22 protein-coding genes, 2 pseudogenes and 1 riboswitch are annotated in these 18,760 nt (G+C 65.4%); of the genes and pseudogenes, 14 read left to right on the forward strand and 10 right to left on the reverse strand.

The features are described from left to right. A pseudogene (locus AC1DTW_RS27095) lies at positions 1 to 267 on the reverse strand (C4-dicarboxylate ABC transporter); the annotation flags it as partial. Positions 268 to 561: 294 nt separating this feature from the next. Between AC1DTW_RS27095 and AC1DTW_RS27100 the strand changes: the two are divergent. Genes AC1DTW_RS27100 through AC1DTW_RS27110 form a run of 3 tightly spaced genes read left to right on the forward strand, consistent with a single transcriptional unit; the run spans position 562 to position 3,731 of the window. Further along, entirely contained in the window at positions 562 to 1,581 is a 1,020-nt protein-coding gene (locus tag AC1DTW_RS27100; RefSeq protein ID WP_477984967.1) for an ABC transporter substrate-binding protein, read from the forward strand. A gap of 31 nt (positions 1,582 to 1,612) precedes the next feature. Continuing rightward, positions 1,613 to 2,290, forward strand: coding sequence for a response regulator (locus AC1DTW_RS27105; RefSeq protein ID WP_477984969.1), 678 nt, complete (start codon positions 1,613 to 1,615; stop codon positions 2,288 to 2,290). A 28-nt stretch (positions 2,291 to 2,318) separates the two neighbouring features. After that, positions 2,319 to 3,731: a sensor histidine kinase gene (locus AC1DTW_RS27110; RefSeq protein WP_477984971.1), complete on the forward strand. Its 1,413-nt coding sequence runs from the start codon at positions 2,319 to 2,321 to the stop codon at positions 3,729 to 3,731. Between the two features lie 19 nt (positions 3,732 to 3,750). On the opposite strand, the gene AC1DTW_RS27115 is transcribed toward AC1DTW_RS27110, so the two are convergent. Next, positions 3,751 to 4,131: a hypothetical protein gene (locus AC1DTW_RS27115; protein WP_477984973.1), complete on the reverse strand. Its 381-nt coding sequence runs from the start codon at positions 4,129 to 4,131 to the stop codon at positions 3,751 to 3,753. 84 nt (positions 4,132 to 4,215) lie between these two features. Further along, positions 4,216 to 5,004 (reverse strand): PEP-CTERM sorting domain-containing protein, encoded by a 789-nt coding sequence (locus AC1DTW_RS27120; RefSeq protein WP_477984975.1) that lies wholly within the window; start codon positions 5,002 to 5,004, stop codon positions 4,216 to 4,218. Between the two features lie 259 nt (positions 5,005 to 5,263). On the opposite strand from AC1DTW_RS27120, the gene AC1DTW_RS27125 reads away from it, so the two are divergent. Next, positions 5,264 to 5,527 (forward strand): hypothetical protein, encoded by a 264-nt coding sequence (locus AC1DTW_RS27125; RefSeq protein WP_477984977.1) that lies wholly within the window; start codon positions 5,264 to 5,266, stop codon positions 5,525 to 5,527. Between the two features lie 36 nt (positions 5,528 to 5,563). On the opposite strand, the gene AC1DTW_RS27130 is transcribed toward AC1DTW_RS27125, so the two are convergent. The 4 genes and pseudogenes from AC1DTW_RS27130 to AC1DTW_RS27145 form a co-directional block, all read right to left on the reverse strand. Next, positions 5,564 to 6,433, reverse strand: coding sequence for a hypothetical protein (locus AC1DTW_RS27130; RefSeq protein ID WP_477984979.1), 870 nt, complete (start codon positions 6,431 to 6,433; stop codon positions 5,564 to 5,566). Positions 6,434 to 6,623: 190 nt separating this feature from the next. Next, on the reverse strand, positions 6,624 to 7,493 hold the full coding sequence (locus AC1DTW_RS27135; protein WP_477984981.1) for a ThiF family adenylyltransferase: 870 nt from the start codon (positions 7,491 to 7,493) through the stop codon (positions 6,624 to 6,626). A gap of 12 nt (positions 7,494 to 7,505) precedes the next feature. Beyond that, complete coding sequence (locus tag AC1DTW_RS27140) at positions 7,506 to 8,315, reverse strand: N-acyl amino acid synthase FeeM domain-containing protein (protein WP_477984983.1); 810 nt, start codon at positions 8,313 to 8,315, stop codon at positions 7,506 to 7,508. Positions 8,316 to 8,549: 234 nt separating this feature from the next. Beyond that, positions 8,550 to 8,723, reverse strand: a pseudogene (locus tag AC1DTW_RS27145) (IS630 family transposase); the annotation flags it as partial. Between the two features lie 639 nt (positions 8,724 to 9,362). On the opposite strand from AC1DTW_RS27145, the gene AC1DTW_RS27150 reads away from it, so the two are divergent. The 9 genes from AC1DTW_RS27150 (at position 9,363) to AC1DTW_RS27190 (ending at position 17,262) form a co-directional block, all read left to right on the forward strand. Next, positions 9,363 to 10,133: a hypothetical protein gene (locus AC1DTW_RS27150; protein ID WP_477984985.1), complete on the forward strand. Its 771-nt coding sequence runs from the start codon at positions 9,363 to 9,365 to the stop codon at positions 10,131 to 10,133. A 99-nt stretch (positions 10,134 to 10,232) separates the two neighbouring features. Next, a complete protein-coding gene (locus tag AC1DTW_RS27155) occupies positions 10,233 to 10,556 on the forward strand; it encodes a hypothetical protein (RefSeq protein ID WP_477984987.1) in 324 nt (107 codons plus the stop codon). 195 nt (positions 10,557 to 10,751) lie between these two features. After that, positions 10,752 to 10,853, forward strand: a riboswitch (TPP riboswitch). Between the two features lie 82 nt (positions 10,854 to 10,935). Next, positions 10,936 to 12,861: a phosphomethylpyrimidine synthase ThiC gene (gene thiC / locus AC1DTW_RS27160; protein WP_477984989.1), complete on the forward strand. Its 1,926-nt coding sequence runs from the start codon at positions 10,936 to 10,938 to the stop codon at positions 12,859 to 12,861. 3 nt (positions 12,862 to 12,864) lie between these two features. Next, positions 12,865 to 13,929: an FAD-dependent oxidoreductase gene (locus AC1DTW_RS27165; protein WP_477984991.1), complete on the forward strand. Its 1,065-nt coding sequence runs from the start codon at positions 12,865 to 12,867 to the stop codon at positions 13,927 to 13,929. Continuing rightward, positions 13,926 to 14,159 carry a sulfur carrier protein ThiS gene (gene thiS, locus AC1DTW_RS27170; RefSeq protein ID WP_477984993.1) on the forward strand — a complete coding sequence of 78 codons (234 nt, stop codon included), beginning with the start codon at positions 13,926 to 13,928 and terminating at the stop codon, positions 14,157 to 14,159. The genes AC1DTW_RS27165 and thiS overlap by 4 nt, the downstream gene beginning before the upstream one ends. Before the next feature lies 1 nt (position 14,160). Then, a complete protein-coding gene (locus AC1DTW_RS27175) occupies positions 14,161 to 14,952 on the forward strand; it encodes a thiazole synthase (RefSeq protein ID WP_477984995.1) in 792 nt (263 codons plus the stop codon). Positions 14,953 to 14,972: 20 nt separating this feature from the next. Continuing rightward, complete coding sequence (gene thiD, locus AC1DTW_RS27180; RefSeq protein WP_477984997.1) at positions 14,973 to 16,577, forward strand: bifunctional hydroxymethylpyrimidine kinase/phosphomethylpyrimidine kinase; 1,605 nt, start codon at positions 14,973 to 14,975, stop codon at positions 16,575 to 16,577. Positions 16,578 to 16,712: 135 nt separating this feature from the next. Continuing rightward, positions 16,713 to 16,982: an SWIB/MDM2 domain-containing protein gene (locus AC1DTW_RS27185; RefSeq protein ID WP_477984999.1), complete on the forward strand. Its 270-nt coding sequence runs from the start codon at positions 16,713 to 16,715 to the stop codon at positions 16,980 to 16,982. Positions 16,983 to 17,064: 82 nt separating this feature from the next. Next, a complete protein-coding gene (locus AC1DTW_RS27190) occupies positions 17,065 to 17,262 on the forward strand; it encodes a hypothetical protein (RefSeq protein ID WP_477985001.1) in 198 nt (65 codons plus the stop codon). Positions 17,263 to 17,314: 52 nt separating this feature from the next. Here the strand turns inward: AC1DTW_RS27190 and AC1DTW_RS27195 are convergent, their stop codons facing one another. The 3 genes from AC1DTW_RS27195 to AC1DTW_RS27205 form a co-directional block, all read right to left on the reverse strand. Continuing rightward, complete coding sequence (locus AC1DTW_RS27195) at positions 17,315 to 17,506, reverse strand: hypothetical protein (RefSeq protein ID WP_477985003.1); 192 nt, start codon at positions 17,504 to 17,506, stop codon at positions 17,315 to 17,317. Positions 17,507 to 17,769: 263 nt separating this feature from the next. Continuing rightward, positions 17,770 to 17,952: a hypothetical protein gene (locus AC1DTW_RS27200; RefSeq protein ID WP_477985009.1), complete on the reverse strand. Its 183-nt coding sequence runs from the start codon at positions 17,950 to 17,952 to the stop codon at positions 17,770 to 17,772. A 46-nt stretch (positions 17,953 to 17,998) separates the two neighbouring features. Beyond that, positions 17,999 to 18,220 carry a hypothetical protein gene (locus tag AC1DTW_RS27205; protein ID WP_477985005.1) on the reverse strand — a complete coding sequence of 74 codons (222 nt, stop codon included), beginning with the start codon at positions 18,218 to 18,220 and terminating at the stop codon, positions 17,999 to 18,001. A gap of 352 nt (positions 18,221 to 18,572) precedes the next feature. On the opposite strand from AC1DTW_RS27205, the gene AC1DTW_RS27210 reads away from it, so the two are divergent. Then, a partial coding sequence (locus tag AC1DTW_RS27210) for a SixA phosphatase family protein (RefSeq protein ID WP_477985007.1) occupies positions 18,573 to 18,760 on the forward strand: 188 nt, incomplete at its 3' end.

Here is an 18,760-nt window from a genome sequence, read left to right on the forward strand (position 1 = left end):
GACTTCGAATTCCTTCACGCCGAGCGGGCCGAACTTCGCGAGCGAGGGTGCCAGCATCTGCACCGAGCCGAGCTGCAGCGCCTCGAGTTCTTCCTTGTCCTTGTAGAGCTGGCTGTTCGGGTAGACCTCGACCTTGACCTTGCCCTTGGTGCGCTCTTCGGCGAGTTCCTTGAACTTGATCGCGCCCTTGCCCTTCGGCGTGTCGGGGGCGACGACGTGGCTGAACTTGATGACGATCGGCGCCTGAGCCCACGTGATCGACGGCATCGCGACGTTCAGGGCAGCGATCAGCAACGCGATGCGCCGGAAGTGAGAGAGAGTCATGGTTGTCTCGTTGGAATTTCGCCGTTTGTCGGAAGCCACTGGCGCTGTTGGGTCGGCAGGCTAGGGGCTGCAAGCTTTCGACTGGCTTTCGGCTTTGCCGCGCGCGGGAAAGTCCTTAGATGCGCGAGCAACACGGGGTCCGCATTCGGGCGAACCGGGCGCCGTGGGCACGTAAGATCGACTGGCGCGGTTTGACGAGAACCGCCTGGCCGAAGAGCCGGTCGCTGGAGACTCGAGATGAACAGGCAAACCCTCACAAGCTTCGCGCGGCGCTTGCTGGTTTGCGCTTGTCTCGGACTTGCGTGCACCCTGTCGCGGGCCGCAAACGACCCGATCCGCATCATGGTGGCCGGCATCGAGAAGCAGATCTATCTGCCCGCCGCACTCGCCGACCGTCTCGGCTATTTCAGGGAGCAGGGACTGGACGTGCAGTTGCTCAGCGACACGTCGGGCGTCAACGCCGAGGACGAACTGCTGACCGGCGCGGTCCAGGGCGTCGTCGGTTTTTACGACCACACCATCGACTTGCAGGCCAAGGGCAAGTTCGTGCAGTCCGTCGTCCAGTTCAGCCAGGCTCCCGGCGAGGCGGAGATCGTGTCCGTCCGGGTGTCCGATGCCATGCGCAGTCCGGCCGACTTCAAGGGGCGCGTTTTGGGTGTGACAGGACTCGGGTCGTCGACCCACCTGTTGAGCCAGTACCTCGCGGCGATCCACGGTGTGAAACTCGCCGACGTACGCTTCGTCGCGGTCGGATCAGGCGCCGGATTCGTGGCGGCCATCCAGCAGGGTCGGATCGATGCTGGCATGACGACCGAGCCGACGGTTTCGCGCCTGCTGCAGGCGGGCGATGCACGCCTGATGGTCGATTTGCGCACACCGCAAGCCACCGAGAAGATCCTCGGGGGCATCTATCCGGGCGCCTGCCTGTACGTCACGACACGCTGGGCCGACGCGCACCATGGCGAGGTTCAACGACTCGTGAATGCGCTGGTCAAGGCCTTGCGATACATCGACAGTCACTCGGCGGGCGACATCGAAGCGCAGCTTCCTGCGGACTTCAGTCGCGGCGACTCGGCGCTCTACATCGCGGCATTGCGTGACAGCAAGTCGATGTTCATCAGAGACGGTGCGATGCCTCCGTCGGGACCAGCCACCGTGCTGAAAATCATGAAGGTCGTCAACCGATCGGTGCAGGCGAAGCCCATCGACCTGGGCCGGACCTACACAACCGCATTCACCTCGGCCGTACCCCGATGACGCGCATTGACTCGGAAGCTCGCGAGGTCTGATGCGCATACTGCTCGTCGAGGACAACAAGGCGCTGGCCGAGTGGCTGTGTCGAACACTGCGAAAGCAGCAATACACGGTCGACTGGCTCGACAACGGCGCCGACGCCGACTTCGCCCTGCGCGCTGACGCGTACGACCTGGTGATCCTCGATCTCGCGCTGCCCAAGATGGGTGGCCAGGAAGTGTTGCGACATCTGCGCGCACGCAACAACCGCACGCCGGTGCTGGTGCTGACAGCCACCGACACGATGCAGAGCCGAGTCAGCGAGTTGAACCACGGCGCGGACGACTATGTAGCAAAGCCCTTCGACGTGGAAGAACTCGAGGCACGCATTCGGGTGCTGCTGCGACGTTCGGCCCAGATCGTCAATCCAATCATCGAGTGCGGCGATCTCCTGTACAACACGAACACGCACGAGTTCACTCTTTCGGGTCAGGTCTTGGCGCTGGCACCGCGCGAACGGGCCGTGCTAGAGGTACTGGCGATGAAGATGGGCAGCACGGTATCGAAGACGGCGTTGGCACAGAGCCTCTTTTCCATGGACGAGAGCATGTCCGTCGATGCCATCGAGATATACATACATCGAGTGCGCAAGAAGCTCGAAGGCAGCGATGCCACCATCGTCACCCTGCGCGGCCTCGGTTACCTGCTGCGCCAAGTTCATCGTGGCCCCTAGCCTTCGGGTCAGGCTGCTGGCCTGGGTGATGCTGCCGCTCGCAAGCGCCGTGGCCATCGACGGATCGATCAGCTACAAGAATTCAAGCAACACCGCGTCGGTCATGCAGGACCGTCTGCTGTTGGGGTCCGCACGCATCGTCGCCGAGCAACTTCATTTCGAAGACGGCGGTTTCCAAGAGCACATCCCTCCCGCGGCGCTGGAGCTTTTCGAATCGAATGACGTCGATCGCGTGTACTACCGTGTCACGACCGCGGCGGGTCAGATGGTTGCGGGCTACGCGGAACTTGCCGTGCCGGGTGTGGCGCTTCAGCCGGAGGTTCCGCGCTTCTTCGACGCACAGGTGCGCAATGCGCCGGTGCGTGCCGTCGCATTCGTGCAGCCGGCGCTGACGGATTCGGGCATTCAACCCGTGCTCGTCCAGATTGCCCAGACCATGCGTGGCCACGAGAGACTGACCCGCAGTCTCTGGCTGCACGCCATGGTTCAGCAACTGCTGATCCTGGCGTTGGCCGCGATCCTGATCCTGTACGGGCTGCGCCACGGTCTTCAGCCTCTGATCAACTTGCGCGACGCGGTGCTCGCGCGCGAGCCCGGCGCACTGCAACCTCTGGAATTCAGGGCGATCCCTGCGGAGTTGGCGCCTTTGGTGGTCGCGATCAATGAGTACGCACAGCGGCTGAATCACTACACCAACGCTCAACGCAACTTCGTCCAGGACGCCGCACACCAGTTGCGCACGCCGCTGACGTTGCTAAGCACCCAAGTCAGTTATGCGGTGCGGTCGACCGACGCCGCCGGAAGTGCCGAATCGTTGGCCGCGATCCGGCAAACCGTGAATCAGTCCGTGCACCTGGTCAATCAGCTTCTCACCTTGTCGTCGGCCGAAGCGCACGGCCTGTCCGAGAGGCCGTATGCAGGTGCGTCGGTCGAGCTGGATGTGGTTGTAAGGCAAGTCTTGGAAGACCTGGCGGGGCAGGCACAGGCCAAGGAAATCGATCTCGGCTTCGAGATGATCGGGACCGCACCGCTGGTCTGCGGCCACCCTGTCGCGCTGCGAGAGATTGTCATGAATTTGGTCGACAACGCGATTCGATACATCCAGCGTGGCGGCATCGTCACCAGCAAGATCCTGGTCTCGAGTTCAAGCGTCACGTTGATCGTGGAGGACAACGGTCCCGGAATACCGCTGCCTGAGCGGGAGCGCGTCTTCGAGCGCTTCTACAGAGTGCACGATGGCGACTCAAGCGGATGCGGACTGGGATTGCCGATCGTCCGTGAGTTCGCGTCGCGGATGAACGCGACGGTATCGCTGCACACGCCGGAGTCGGGGCACGGCTTGGCCGCGACAATTCAATTCGTGCGGTCCGAGGCGGTTCGGCAACCCCAGCAGGGCTCATCGGACGATCGCGAGGTATCGGATTCGCGAGCCGCCGGCTGATCGAGCTTGTTCGCGATCCCTAGGCCCCTTGATTTGCTGTGCCCTGGCTACGAGATGGCCGCGGCCCCAATCCGGGACTGAGGCCCGTCAACAGCGTGCAGCGCCAGACCTGCACGTGCTCCGGCCCCCTGTCGTTCGCCGCAGCGTCGCGCTCGACACCGATCAGCGTGAGCGTGACGCCGTCGATCTCGACCATCCGCGCGTCGACCAGGCGTGGGAGGATCGAGCATGGCGTCCTGGGCATGCCGATGTAGACGATCAGGCGCGCCTCACGCATGACCAATCCATCGGGGCGGTCCCGATCGACCTTCACGATCAAGTCGCCGCGCATCGGCGGGTCAAGCTCGTCGGGATCGAGTGGATGGCCGCGCCGGCGCAGCCGAGTGACCTCAACTTCCATCGGTCGGCCTCTGTTCCACCGACGTCCGAACAAGGATGAGGCCAGTCAGTTCGCACCGACTGGCCAGGCACAAGCGGGCTTCGCTCAAGCCTTGCGACGGCGGGTGATGAAGGCCATGACACCGAGGCCGGCCAGCATCAGCGCGTAGGTCTCCGGTTCCGGGACTGCCGTCACGCTGCGGAAGTCGGCACTCCCGCTCACACACGACGGTCCCTGGCCCTGGGTGCATTCCGCCGGATGCGGCGGGAACAGGCCGCTGAACGACGAGGTCAGCAGGAAGTCGGCGTTGCCGCCGCCGAACAATGCCGGCACCGAGTTGGTATTGAAGTAGGCATTCGCGATGCCGCTCCCACTGGTGTTGACGTCGGCGAGGCCCGAGCCCGTGCCCGATGGCGTTGCTGAGCCAATGTTCAGGCCCGTGCCCGCGAAGGTGTTGCCCGCAGCGTCGATCGCATGGCCCGACAGGTTCAGGAACACCGTGCCATTGGTGGCGGCTGCCAGATCGGCGGCAGAGCTGCCGCTGGTGAATGCGTTGAAGTCATTGTCGGCGCCGAAGCCGAGATAGAAGGTGACCACTCCACCGCTGAACTTGATGTCGGTCGCCGAGATTGACGACACGACGTAATCGGTGAAACGGTAGGTCAGCTCGCAGCCGCTGCACAACGTGTTGACGGCCGTTCCGTTGATCGAGTCGACTTCGCCGTAGCCCGAGAGCGTCTGGCCCACGCCGGTGACGACGTTCTCGTAGACCTGTGCGACCGCGAAGGTCGCACCCAGGGGCACGTTGAGTCCGCCGATGTCGACGGCCAATGCGGCACCCGAACCCCCTAGCAGGGCGGCACCGACTGCGATAGAGAAAACTGTCTTCCTCATTTGAAACTCCTTGGGTAATTTCGGGGAGCACAAACCTTGTCCAACCTTCGGACAAGCAATTAAATCAAGGTGCCGATTCCGAAGCTGTAAGCGAACACGCCGCATCGGCACTCTCCCCCCCGATGAATGGTGCCGATTACAAATCTGCGGCGAACCGGCGACGCCGCGACATGTCGAATTTGTCCGATCGCAGCCGCGCGGTCGCCCTGCGGGCAGTACCCGTACTGACGACACCGGCTGTTCCGAACAGGAGCCGAAGATGACGTCCACCTCGTTCCCCACGCGGCGCAACAGAGCGCCTGCGCCGGCGCGCGACACCCGCCTTGATCGGATGGCCGAATCGGCTCCGGCGGGTCGCGAGCAATGGGTTGCCAGTTGCACTGCTCGACTGCTGGAGTTGCGTCCGCATCACGACCGGCTCGCGCTGACCTCGATCGCGAGCGAGATGTGGGTCGATGTCGGCGCTTTCGATCCGGTCATCGTCGCTGAGCTGGAGTGCGAGGCGTGGCCGCCTGAGCACTGAATCGGTGGCAACGCACCGATCAATTGGAAACCTCTCTCACACGAGGTAATGATCCAGCGCCAAGCGCCCAGTGACGACGGTAGGTGGCTTCGCGCGGCCCGCGCGAAACAGCATGCAAGGGCGGGCCCCGGGGTCACCGGCGAGTCGCGCCAATTGCTTCTGCAGCCGCCGCTTCACGTCGGCGCGAACCCAGCCGGGCGCAGGGGCCTGGTGCGCCAGCACCGTCGCCGCAGCCATCGGCTGCAGCGCCAGGCCCGCAGCCTGCGCCGCAAGCCACAAGCGCTGGAACCCGCGCCCGGCCCGAATAACGCCCATGTCATCGCGTTGGTCATCGACGACCAGCAGACCGATGTGCGGCGCCAACGCGCAGGGCAGATATCCGGCGCGCAAGCCCAGCGCGAGGTGCGCGCCGAGCCATGTCGACGCGCGCATCAGCGGCCAGTGGCGCAACAGCGCAAACGGGAGGCGCATCGGCGGCTCGATCTGCAATGCGGCGAGCGGCAGCCATTCATCGGTGGTGCGCCGCCAGCCGTTGTCGAAACGCACGGCGCCGAACAATTCGTGGTGCAGCGCGGGTCGCAGGAAGCGCTCTGTTTCCGCGATTCGGATGGTCTGGAGTGCGAGGCCGCGGCTGTCCGCATCGTCGAGCCACACGAGCCGCGCGCCGGGCGTTGCAGCGGCTGCGGCCGACAACTGCGCAAGGGTCTCGCCCGGCAGGCTCGCGTGGGCGTAGAAGCGGCGATTCGTGTGCCGGCCTTCGATCGCCCGGTCCAGCGGGTCAGGGGGCGGCGCCGGCGAAGCCCAGCGCAACTGCGCGATCAGGTCGGGCTCGGCAGGGTCCGGAAACAAGTCGGCCACGAGGCCATGCCCGAGATGCGCGGAGCGCAACGCGATGTTCTCCAGCACCGCACCATACGAAAGCAAGGCCAGGAACCGGCGATGCGGCAACGCCGCCCACGACGCGCGATCGGTGCTGGCCAGACTCACCGAGTCTTGCGCGACGCGAAAACGCAGGTAGTGCTTGTTCTCGGCCGACGGCGCGAGGATGCCGGCGCTCAGAATTCGACGCAGCTGCTGCAGCTCAGGCAACATCGGCTCAGGCGCCCCGCAACCGTCGCTTCGCAACCGCGAGCAGCAGGCGCTGCAGCGGATGGCGATTTCCACCGGGTCGCCAGGTGCGCCTGAGGCGGTTGCGGAACGCATCGAAATGCAGGCCGCTTGGCGCAGCCGGGACCTCGCCGCGCCCCAGGATCAGTTTGAGCACCTGAACGGCTGCGATGCCGCTGCACAGCTGCACGCCGATGACGGTCGAAGGGCCGCGCCGGCTGGCAAGGTCGACCCGCGAAGGATCGACGAGGTAGGACATCTGCAGCATCGCAGGCGACAGACCGACCAGAAACCGGAGTGCCTGCTCGTCCGCGGTATGGCCTTCGAGACGGAAGTACCCCTCGAACGTCATGCCGCCGGGCACGAAGTTCAGCAGCGCAGCGCCCATACCGAGCGGTGCCACGGTGGTCGCCGGGATGGCCATGGCAGCGCACAGCGCGAACACGCGGCGTCGAATGTCGAGCGCAAAGAAGTCGAGCCCGTCGAGATAGACATCGCCGTCGGCAAGAAACGCCTCCAGGTTGTCGGGATTCAGCCCCTCGTTGAAAACGCGGACATCGAGGTCCGGGTTGATGTCTCGCGCCATCGCCAGCATCACGTCGATCTTCGGGCGACTCAACGACGCCAGCGTGGCACCCACTTGCCGGTTGAAGTTGGCCAGGGCGTAGGTGTCGAAATCGGCGATCGAGAACGCGCCCACGCCCAGCCTTGCCAGCGTGAGCAGGTAGACGCCGCCGACCCCGCCGAGGCCGGCGATGCACACGCGCGAACCCTGCAGCCGACGCTGCTCCGCCTCGGTCACCCAGCCGAGGTTCCTCGAAAAGGCCTCGTCGTAGCTGAATTCCGGCGCCGGGTTCACGTCAGTCCGGCGTCAGCGCGCCGTACGCATCGAACGGGATGGCGGCGACCCGCCATGAAAGTAGGCCGCATCGGGTTGGTTTCGCATGAGTCGACCGACGATGCTGGCTTCTTCCTGAATCGAGAAGAAGTACGGGTACAAGGACCGCTCGACCAGCGAATACTCGGGCCTGCCGCCGTAACGTTCGATCTGGTCGTGTGCGTGCGAGAAGTCCAGGCTCAGCAGCACCGCAGGTGCGTTCACACGCCGGTTCAGGCGCCGCGGCCCGAGCGGCTCGAAGCCGAGCATGCGCTGGTAGTACCGGACATGCCGGGGGTTGACCTCGATCAGCAAGGTGTCGAAACCCATCGTGCGGTAGGCAAAGATGTAGGCGACATGGAACAAGGACGCCAGCACCCGCTTGGAGCGGACCACGCTGTCCACGGCCAGCTTGGTGAACTCGCAGATCCGGCGACCGGCTTCGCGCAGTCCATCGGTTTCAGTGCGGAAAGGGTCGTCGGCGTGCAACCCCGCGGGCGAGTCGAACCCGATCGTGATCGTGCCGATCATGACCTCGTGTTCGCTCGCCACGAGCGTGATGCGGGTCGGCAGTTGCTGCTCCGGCAACGGCGTGCTGCGGTAGCCGCGCCTGCCGTACATGCGGTTGATGAGAATGCTCGCCGAACTGCGCTGCCCGGATGAGTCGGCACTCCGAATCTTGAACAGGCGCTGGCTGACTTCGTCGTCGTGCACGCCAAGATCGGGGTCGGACTGGTCTTGGAGCAGCGACCTCAACGGAGCGTGTGCCTCGAAAGGCACACCGATGATCGTGTCGCGATCCAAAACTCTTCCTTCGATGCGGTGGGACGTGCTGATGCCACAGATGGGAGAACGCGCGCCAAACTGCCATGCAACACGCCGAGCAACACCATAAATATTCGCACCCTTGCCCCGGCTCGGCGCAAGCATTGGTAACGCTCGCGCCGGGGGCCGCGCCGGTCGCAACAAGGTAATGATTTCGGGGAGCGTAGGCCAACCGCTCCGAGTGTCTGGCCACCGGGGCGACGCGGCAACCCGCTAGCGCCCTGTCCCGCTGACACGCGAGCAAGGTCGATGAAGCTTCTCCAGGATCGAGTAGGCAGTGGCGGTCCAGCGAAACGTCCGGGAGTTCGTGTTGCGGTGGCTTACAAACCGGTCGATGCGTTGGACGAGTTGCTTGACGCCGGTGAACGAGCCGCGGATTGCCTTGTCGCGCGGTTCGCGTGCGCCGCACTGAGATCCATCACGAACGATTCGCGGGTTCGGAGTTGCGCGCGACGTCGCCGACAGGTGCAGGACTCCCCATGCATCTTCTCGGGCCAGCCCCCGAATCGAATGCACACTGGCTGCCCCGTCGGAGGAGGCAGAAGAACATGACCAAGAAGCTTGCGATCATCGGCGCCGGACCAAAGGGCGCGGCCATCGTCGCGAAGGCCGCGGCACTGCGTGCGGCGGGGCACCACCGCCCGCCTCCGCACATCGATCTCTACGAGAACAACCCGGTGGGCGCCGCGTGGCGAGGGAGCATCGGATACACGGACGGTGAACAGCCTCTGTGTACCCTGGCGGAGCGAGATCTCGGCTTTCCGTACGACACCATGACCTACGGTCCCCGCGTCGCCCAGGCGATGATCGGCGACTTCTCGTGGCAATCCTTTGCCATCAACGCATCGGGAGGCGCGCGCTATCGCGACTGGGTCGTCAATGGTCGCAATCCGCCGCGGCATCGAGAGTTCGCGGACTATTTGACCGACGCGGTGTTCAAAGCCGTTCACCAGGGTGCGACGTCCTTGGTTCGCAATGAAGTGAAGTCCGTGGACTTCGTTCTGGCAGCCGAAGTCGATACCGGTGATGCAACGCTTGCTGTCCGCCGAGCCGGACCCCTCCGTCCTGATCATCGGGGCGGGAGGCACCGCTGCTGCAATCGCGTACTGGTTCCTTCGCAAAGGCCTGACGACCCTGCCGATCACCATCGTCGGCCGCGAGGCGACCCTCTTCGCGCGCCACGACGGCCCGTTCGAAGACCGGCTTTTCACCGACGACGATGCCTGGAAAGCACTCGCGCCCCATGTCCGCGAGGCCTTTCTGTCCCGCACCACGGCGGCCGTGGTCTGGGACTACGTGCTCCGCAATCTGGTCTCCGACAACATCACCTACGAGTCCTATTCAGCCCGCGGCTACCGCAACGTGGGTCCGGGCGGTTCCGGCGAGCCGGACTTGCTCGAACTCGAAATGGACGCGCCGCCGGATGCCGCGTTGGCACAAGCGCACGCCTTGCTTCCTTCGCTCGGTCCACCCCCGATCTTCGTCGGCCCCCCTGCCCCACCGTTGAAGATTCTGCCCGGCACCGTCATCGTGGACGCGCGCGGCTTCGACCGATGGGGTTTCGCGGATGAGTTCTTTGCGGCGTCGAGCCTGCGACCCTTCTTCGATGGGCCGCGACGGCAGCAAATCCTCAGGGCGATCGCGCGTGACTTGAGCGTGCACGGGACGCTTTCGAACGGTGCGCCGTTTCCGGAGGGATTGCACGTGCCGGGGCTGGGAACCATTCAGGGGCCAGCGTCAACGAATCTGATGGGGTTGGGATGGCTCGCTGACCGGGTTCTCTCGAGGTATTGCTGAGCGAAGCGGCAGGAATTCCGTCTCCAGGACATCGCGGGCTTGACAGATGTGCCATATCGACATATATATGTCGATATAGAAACGTCCGAGGGGTACGACATGGCTGAAGACGCCGACACGATGGTCCTCCGATCCTTCCATCTGCCGCAGGGCATGGACGATCAACTGAGAGGACTGGCCTTTTCCCTTCGGTGTGCCAAAGCCGATGTGTTGCGATTCTTCATCGATCAGGGCCTGAGAAGCCTGACCGACCAATACGGGCCGGACTGGGCCTCCTGGAGCCGCGATGTCGTGGATGCCGTAGCGAGAGAAGTAGAGGCCGGTGGTGCCGCAGAGTCCGTCAAGGAAGGCATCCGCCGCGACATCGCGCGGATGGGTGAAACGCCGATGTACGCTGGGGCAACACGGCGGGCAAGGTCGTAGAGCTCGCGCACCGAATCGACTGCCTTCTTCTCCGCGATCGTGATGCCGAGCGACAGGGCCAACGCCGAAGCATGAGCCGTAGCCCTCAATCAACGGACCGGTGGCATGGCGGCCGATTCGGCATCGCCGCGGCAACGCACGGTCTGACCGCAAGCCTATCGCCCTTGACGCTCGGAACGCCGGGGCCGTAGACTCTGCGCTGCTCCGGGGTGCACGCAGTGCTGAGATGGCGAAGACGCCGAACCCGACGAACTTGATCCGGTTAATACCGGCGGAAGAAGAGCCGATTTGTTCTCCTTGGTGGCGGTCATGGCATGAAGCCCTGACTCGGCCCCAGGGGCACTTTCCGGAGCACCCACTCAACGGAAAGGTTGCCCCGATGAACGCCCCCGAAAAGTTCGACCCTGCCACCTTCGCCGAACGTCTGGCGCTGACGCGCGAGCCGTTCCCGGCCTCGAAGAAGGTCTACGCCCACGGCAACGTGCATGCCGATCTGCGCGTGCCGATGCGCGAGGTCCTGCTTTCCAACGGAGAAGCGATCGCGCTGTACGACACCTCGGGGCCCTACACCGAGGCCGCAGCCGCCATCGACGTGCGCCAGGGGCTCGCCCCGTTGCGCGCACGCTGGATCGATGCACGCGGGGATACCGAGGGCTATACCGGCCGTGCGCCGCAAGCGCTCGACGACGGCACCAAGCACGAAGCGCGCGAGGCCGAGCGGCTTGCCGCGCTGCGCCGCGAGGCCGCCGCGCTGCAACGCTCGCCACGCCGCGCGAAGACGGGTGCCAACCGCTCCGGCAACGTCACCCAGATGCACTACGCGCGGCGCGGCATCGTCACGCCCGAGATGGAATTCGTCGCGATCCGCGAGAACGGCAAGCGCGAGTGGATGGCCGAGTACCTGGCCGACGCATCGCGCGAAAAGCGGCTGCAAGGCAACCCGATGGGCGCGCAGATCCCGCGCATCGTCACGCCCGAGTTCGTGCGCGACGAGGTGGCGCGCGGCCGCGCGATCATCCCGGCCAACATCAACCACCCCGAGGTCGAGCCGATGGCGATCGGCCGCAACTTTCTCGTCAAGATCAACGCCAACATCGGCAACTCGGCGGTCACGTCGAGCATTGACGAAGAGGTCGAGAAGCTCGTCTGGGCGATCCGCTGGGGCGCGGACAACGTGATGGACCTGTCGACCGGCCGGAACATCCACACCACGCGCGACTGGATCGTGCGCAACTCGCCGGTGCCGATCGGCACGGTGCCGATCTATCAGGCGCTCGAGAAGGTCGGCGGCGTGGCCGAAGACCTGACGTGGGAGATCTACCGCGACACGCTGATCGAGCAGGCCGAGCAGGGCGTGGACTACTTCACCATCCACGCCGGCGTGCGCCTGGCCTACATCCACCTGACCGCGAACCGGCGCACCGGGATCGTGTCGCGCGGCGGATCGATCATGGCCAAGTGGTGCATCTCGCACCACCAGGAAAGCTTTCTCTATACGCACTTCGAGGACATCTGCGACATCATGAAGGCCTACGACGTGAGCTTCTCGCTCGGCGACGGCCTGCGCCCCGGTAGTGGTGCCGATGCCAACGACGAAGCGCAATTCGCCGAGCTGCGCACCCTCGGCGAGCTCACGCAGGTTGCATGGAAGCACGATGTGCAGACCATGATCGAGGGCCCGGGCCATGTGCCGATGCACCTGATCCAGGCCAACATGGAAGAGCAGCTCAAGCACTGCCATGAAGCGCCGTTCTACACGCTCGGGCCGTTGACGATCGACATCGCACCAGGCTACGACCATATCTCGAGCGCGATCGGCGCGGCGATGATCGGCTGGTTCGGCACCGCGATGCTGTGCTACGTGACCCCGAAGGAACACCTCGGCCTGCCGGATCGCGACGACGTGAAGGCCGGCATCGTCGCCTACAAGATCGCCGCGCACGCAGCAGATGTGGCCAAGGGCCATCCGACCGCACGGGCACGCGACGATGCGCTCTCGAAGGCGCGCTTCGAGTTCCGTTGGCACGACCAGTTCAACCTCAGCCTCGACCCCGACACCGCACGCGACTTCCACGACGAGACGCTGCCGAAGGACTCGAGCAAGGAGGCGCACTTCTGCAGCATGTGCGGGCCCAAGTTCTGCTCGATGAAGATCACCCAGGAAGTGCGCGACTACGCGGCGGCGCAAGGCCTGAGCGAAGACGCGGTCCTGGCGCAGGGGCTGGAGGCGAAGTCCGAAGAGTTCAAGCGCGGGGGCGGCGAGATCTACATCCCGATCCACGCTGCCCCGACCGAGAGTGCCTGAACGATGGCCAAGCGGCACGTCGGCATCGCCGGCGCGGGCCTGTTGGGCCGGCTGTTGGCGTGGCGCTTGTCCCGACTCGGGCACGCGGTCACCGTATTCGACCCGGCAACCGGTCCGCTCGATCGCGGTCGAGCTGCCGGCTGGACCGCGGCGGGCATGCTCAGTCCCTGGGCCGAGCTGGAGAGCGCCAACGCCCACGTGGCCGACCTCGGCCTGCGCTCGCTCGCACTGTGGGCCGACATCGTGAATCAACTGCGGCAGCCGGTGCACTTCCGGCGCAACGGCAGCCTGCTGCTCGCGCACCGCAGCGACCTCGGAGCTGCGCAGCGCCTCGTCAGCCTGCTGCGGACGAAGATGTCTTCAGGACATGCGCCACGCGCGCTGACAGCCGATCAGCTGCGCGAACTGGAACCCGCGGTGCATGGCCCGACCCACGCCTGGCTGCTCGAAGGCGAAGGGCAGATTCACACCGTACAGGCGATGCAATCGCTGGCCGACGCGGCCACACAAGGCGGGGTGTGCTGGCGCTGGCAGCAGCCTGTTCGTGACCTGGCGCCGGGGCGCATCGAAGGGGAGCGCTTCGACGCGGTGTTCGATGTGCGCGGCGTCGACGCGCGACCGGATCTGCCGGTGCGCGGCGTGCGCGGCGAGATCGTCTGGCTGCACGCGCCAGGCATCGAGCTCGGCCGCCCGCTGCGTCTGCTGCACCCGCGCTCTCGTGTGTACCTCGTGCCCCGGCCGGACGACATCGTCGTCGTGGGCGCGAGCGAGATCGAGTCCGAAGACCGCTCGCCGATCTCGGTGCGCACCTTGCTGGGCCTGCTCAGCGCGGCCCACAGCGTGCTGCCCGAACTCGCCGAGGCGCGTGTCGTGCGCACCGAAACGAACCTGCGCCCTGCCCTGCCTGACAACCTTCCTCACATCGACTATCAACCGGGATTGACCCGCATCAACGGGCTGTTCCGCCACGGCTGGTTGATCGCTCCGGCGCTGATCGAAGACGCGTTGCGAGAGACAGGGCTTCAGCCTGTGGCGACATCGTTCACACCCCAGGAGGTATCGGCATGAGCAACGACGACGACGCAGCCGCACTGACGCTCGATGTCGTCGTGAATGGGCAGGCGCACACGCTCGTCGCCTTCAGCACCCTGGCTGATCTGATCGTTCGGCTGGGTCACGTGCCCGAAGGCATCGCCACCGCGCTGAATGGCGAGTTCGTCGCGCGCAGCCAGCGCGATGAATACGTTTTGCGTGACGGCGACAAGGTGACCTGCTTCCAGGCCATCGTGGGCGGCTGACATGGACGACAGCAACGACGACTTCGTGCTCGGCGGCCTGCCGCTGCGCAGCCGCTTTCTTCTCGGCACGGCGGGCTACCCTTCGCCGCTGGTGTTGCGCGAGGCCATCGCGGCCTCGGGCACGCAGGTCGTGACGGTCGGGCTGAAACGCCAGCTTGCCGCGGGTGGCGCCGACAACGGCTTCATCGACATCATCCGCGCCAGCGGCGCGCGCCTGCTGCCCAACACGGCTGGCTGCCGTACCGCGCGCGAGGCGGTCACGCTCGCGCACATGGCGCGCGAACTGCTCGGCACGCACTGGATCAAGCTCGAAGTCGTGGGCGACGAGCACACGTTGCAGCCCGACCCGTGGGAGCTCACTTTGGCGGCCACCCAACTGGTCAAGGATGGCTTCGAGGTGTTCCCGTATTGCACCGACGACCTGGTGAGCGCTCAACGGCTGGCCGACGCCGGATGCCGCATCCTGATGCCCTGGGGTGCGCCGATCGGGTCGGGCCAGGGGCTGCTCAACCCGTGGGCGCTGCGCACCTTGCGCGCGCGCCTGCCGGAGCTGACGCTGATCGTCGATGCCGGCATCGGTGCGCCCTCGCACGCGGCGCACGCGATGGAGTTCGGTTTCGACGCCGTGCTGCTCAACTCCGCCGTTGCGCAGGCGGCCGACCCGGTGGGCATGGCGCGCGCGTTCGGCCTGGCCATCGAGGCCGGACGCCTCGGACATCTGTCAGGTCTGCTGACGCCGCAGGACATGGCGATTGCGTCGACCCCGGTCGGTGGCCGGCCTTTCGACCTGTGATGTCAACCGGCGAGCAAGACATGAGCGATTCGCCACGTCCCGTGGTCTGGAGCATCGCAGGATCCGACAGCGGCGGGGGCGCCGGCCTGCAGGCCGACCTGCGCACGTTCGATGCATTCGACCTGCATGGCTGCACGGCGGTCGCCGCGCTCACGGCGCAGAACTCGGTCGCCGTCGAGCGTGTCGAACCGGTGGCCGCAGGCCTGCTTGATGCGCAGCTCTCTGCGCTCGCCAGCGACATGCCGCCGAGTGCCATCAAGACCGGCTTGCTCGCCAGCCCTGAGAACGTGCGCTGCGTCGCTGCCTGGGTGGACCGGCTGCGGCGTGATCGGCCGATCGCGCTGGTCATCGATCCGGTGTGGCGCGCGACCACCGGCGCCGACCTCGCCAGCACGGCGTTGCGCGAGGCGATGTTGTGCGAACTGCTGCCACGGTCCACCGTCATCACGCCGAACCGCGCCGAAGCGGCCTGGCTGTTGGGCTGGGACGCGGCCGCGATGTCGGCTTCTTTGGCCGTGGAGCGGGCAGCAGCCGCGTTGCGCGCGCTGGGGCCTGCGGCCGTGGTCATCACCGGCGGCGATGCCGGCGGTCGACGCTCACTGGACTGGATCGACACGCCCGAAGCGAAGGGGTGGCTCGCACTGCCCCGGGTCGCCACACCGCACCACCACGGCAGCGGCTGCGTGTTCGCCGCCTCGATGGCCGCCGCGCTCGCGCTGGACTTCTGCACCGCGGACGCGGCCGTGATCGCGAAGATGAGCACCACGGAGGCGCTGCGCCGGGCCGTGCCGGCCGGGGGCGGCGCAGGGGCCGTGCGACCCCGGCGCGGCTTCGGTCTGCATGCCGAACTGATGCCTTCGCTGCACGCCGGCGCAGACGCCGAGCCCCAGGGCTTTGCCGCGCTCATCGACCGACGCCTGGGTCTCTACGCGGTGGTCGACAGCTCAGCCTGGGTCGAACGGGTGTTGAATGCTGGCGTACGCACGGTGCAATTGCGCATCAAGGAGGGGACCCGCGAACACTTGTCGCGAGAGGTCTCGCGAAGTGTGCAGGCGGCGCGCGGCGTGCAGGCGCAGCTGTTCATCAATGACCACTGGCAGCTGGCGATCGAGCACGGCGCGTACGGCGTTCATCTCGGCCAGGAAGACCTGGCAACGGCCGATCTGGAGGCGCTGCGCAACGCCGGGATGCGGGTCGGGCTGAGCACCCACAGCTATTGGGAAGTGTGTCGTGCTCACACCTGGACGCCGAGCTACATCGCCTGCGGCCCGATTCATGCCACCACCACGAAGGACATGCCCTGGCGCCCCCAAGGTCCGGGCAACCTGGCCTACTGGTGCCGCGTGCTGCGCGAACCCGTGGTGGCGATCGCCGGGATGGATGGCGAACGCAGCCATGAGGCGGCGCGGTGTGGCGCGGCGGGAGTGGCAGTGCTGCGCGGGATCGCCCAGGCCAGCGACGCCGGGCACGTCATCCAAGGCTTGCAGGCGGCCATCACTGCAGGGGGTTTGGCGACGCGCAGGTCAGTGCCGGTATTGCCGCGCAGCACCTACTCCGGTCTGCCATGGAACTGTCATGCACCGGATGGGCGAAGCAGCCTCGGCTCATCTCATGACCCTCAGTGAGATGAAGCCATGGACGTACGCAATGGGCGTGGCGCATCACCACGCTCGGCCTCGCGCGCGAGGCGAAGCGTTGCACCTTCGGCCACCATCTCACGCCCAGGTATCCTCCGCGTCCCAACACTTCGAGAAGCATCGATGAGCAGCACAACGACCCCCAAGACCACCGCGTTCATGAAGGCTCTCAAGCCGAGCCCCGAACTTGCGAGGGTCGTCGGCGCAGAGCCGCTGCCAAGAACAGAGGTCACCAAGCGCCTGTGGGACTACATCAAGGCGCACAAGCTCCAGAACCCGGCGAACAAGCGCAACATCCTCTGCGACGCCACGCTGAAGGCGGTCATGGGGAAGGACGAGGTGACGATGTTCGAGATGACCGGCCTTGTGGGGAAGCACCTGGGTCCGGCCTAAAAGCAACGCGGAGCCCCTGCGCGACAACCGTCGAGCCCGTCACAGCGTTAAAGGTTCGAGAAGGCTCCGTCGCGGAGGTTGTTTGAACTGCTCACACGTCATCAGATTCCAGTCGCTCTTCAACACCGGCAAGTCGCTCGTCTTTCCGTGCGACGCCGAAGGTCACGTGCCTCTGGACGAACTGAGCGAGCGCGCTCGCGAGAACTACCTCTATGCACGCGCTGTCGTGGGCCGGGAGTTCGCGTTTCCCGCCGTGGTCCTGGAAGACACGGAGCACTGACACGCAACGACGTCGACGCCTCCTGCCTCTCGAGGTGCGATGCGGGGCTCGGTCAGCTCTCGTCGATGCCGTCGTCGTCTTCTATTGACGGCTCCATGCTGCTTCGGTAGGCCGCCAGAAGTTGTTCCATCCGGTGCGGCGAAGCGGCAATGTAGCGCCGGCTGTAGTCGTGCACCAGTGCACCGGCTGCGGCGCGTGAATCTGCTGGGTCGATGTATGCGCGGGCGGCCGCGAACTCGTCCATGCTCGTCTCCAAAGGATGAAGTCGGGACGGGGAACATAAAGGCAATCGGCCCGGCACGGAAGGGAAGATACAAATGCTGACAACCGGACCGTGGCGCGACGGCGGCAACCTCCGCAGCCCCAAGCCAAACAAGCGACACAGCATGAACCCGACATGATTCGTCGTCGAACCACCTTGCAACGAGCCTGAAGTCGAACTTCACTGAGAGCTTGTCATGGGCCTGTCGAGCGACGCCTCCGTCACGTCGATCGAGATGCCGCCAGTCATGACTGCGTGCCCGTCCAATCCGATGATCGGAAACTTGATGCTTCGGAAGACACGTGCACCTTTCGGTGTGTCCACCTTCTCAATCGCCTGGCGACCGAATTGACGTAGGTGAAGCGGCCGTCGAGGTCTTTCATGTAGACGGCACCCGGCAAGTGCTGCATGAAGAGTCGAAAGCGAATCTCACTCTCCTGCCAGGCGCGTTCAGCCTCGGCACGAAAGCGTCGTTCATGGGAACACGCTCAACGCATGCGTCATGGCGGCGAGCAACCGCGCCTTGTCGTTCCGGGGTACGCAGTCGAACGCACCCTCGCGCAGGGCTTCGAGTTCCAGCTGCTCGTTGTGCCCCTCGCTGATGACGATGACTGGGACGTCAGGCCGGAGGCGACTCGCCAACTCCAGCGCTCGCATTTTTCGCAGCGTCGCCACACTGAACTCGGACAAGATCACGTTCGGCTCGAACCAGCGAACGCCGTCGCCAACTGTCCGCAGTGTGGAGAGTCGCACCCGTTTCACCCGGAACGGCTACGGACGCCACTGCGAACCCCGACAAAGTCGAACGTTCGAAGTGGGACGGTGGCAGATCTGAGTGCGCTGACGCTGCGCGACCTCGCGGGAGCGAAACCGCGAAGCAGCAGGACCTGTTGACTCTTCACAGCTAGGCCTGCTACCGCTCGCCCGAGTGTGACTCCGAAGTAGACGACCTGGTGCACCGCCTCGCCCAGTTCCGATCAAACTTGTCATGAGGCAAGGGGTTACGCAATCCGGCAAAGTGACGGTGGAACCTGGACACCGCATTGCAATGAAGACTCTGTTTCTCGTGAGGCATGCCAAGTCGAGCAAGGACGAACCGACCCTGTCCGACCGGGATCGGCCGTTGGCCGATCGGGGGCGCAAAGAGGCGCCCCAGATGGGCAAGCGCCTGGCCAAACGGAAGGTCAGGCCCGATCTGCTGTTGTCGAGTCCTGCGCTGCGCGCGCTGACGACGGC

Source organism: Rhizobacter sp. P5_A1, assembly GCF_056400745.1.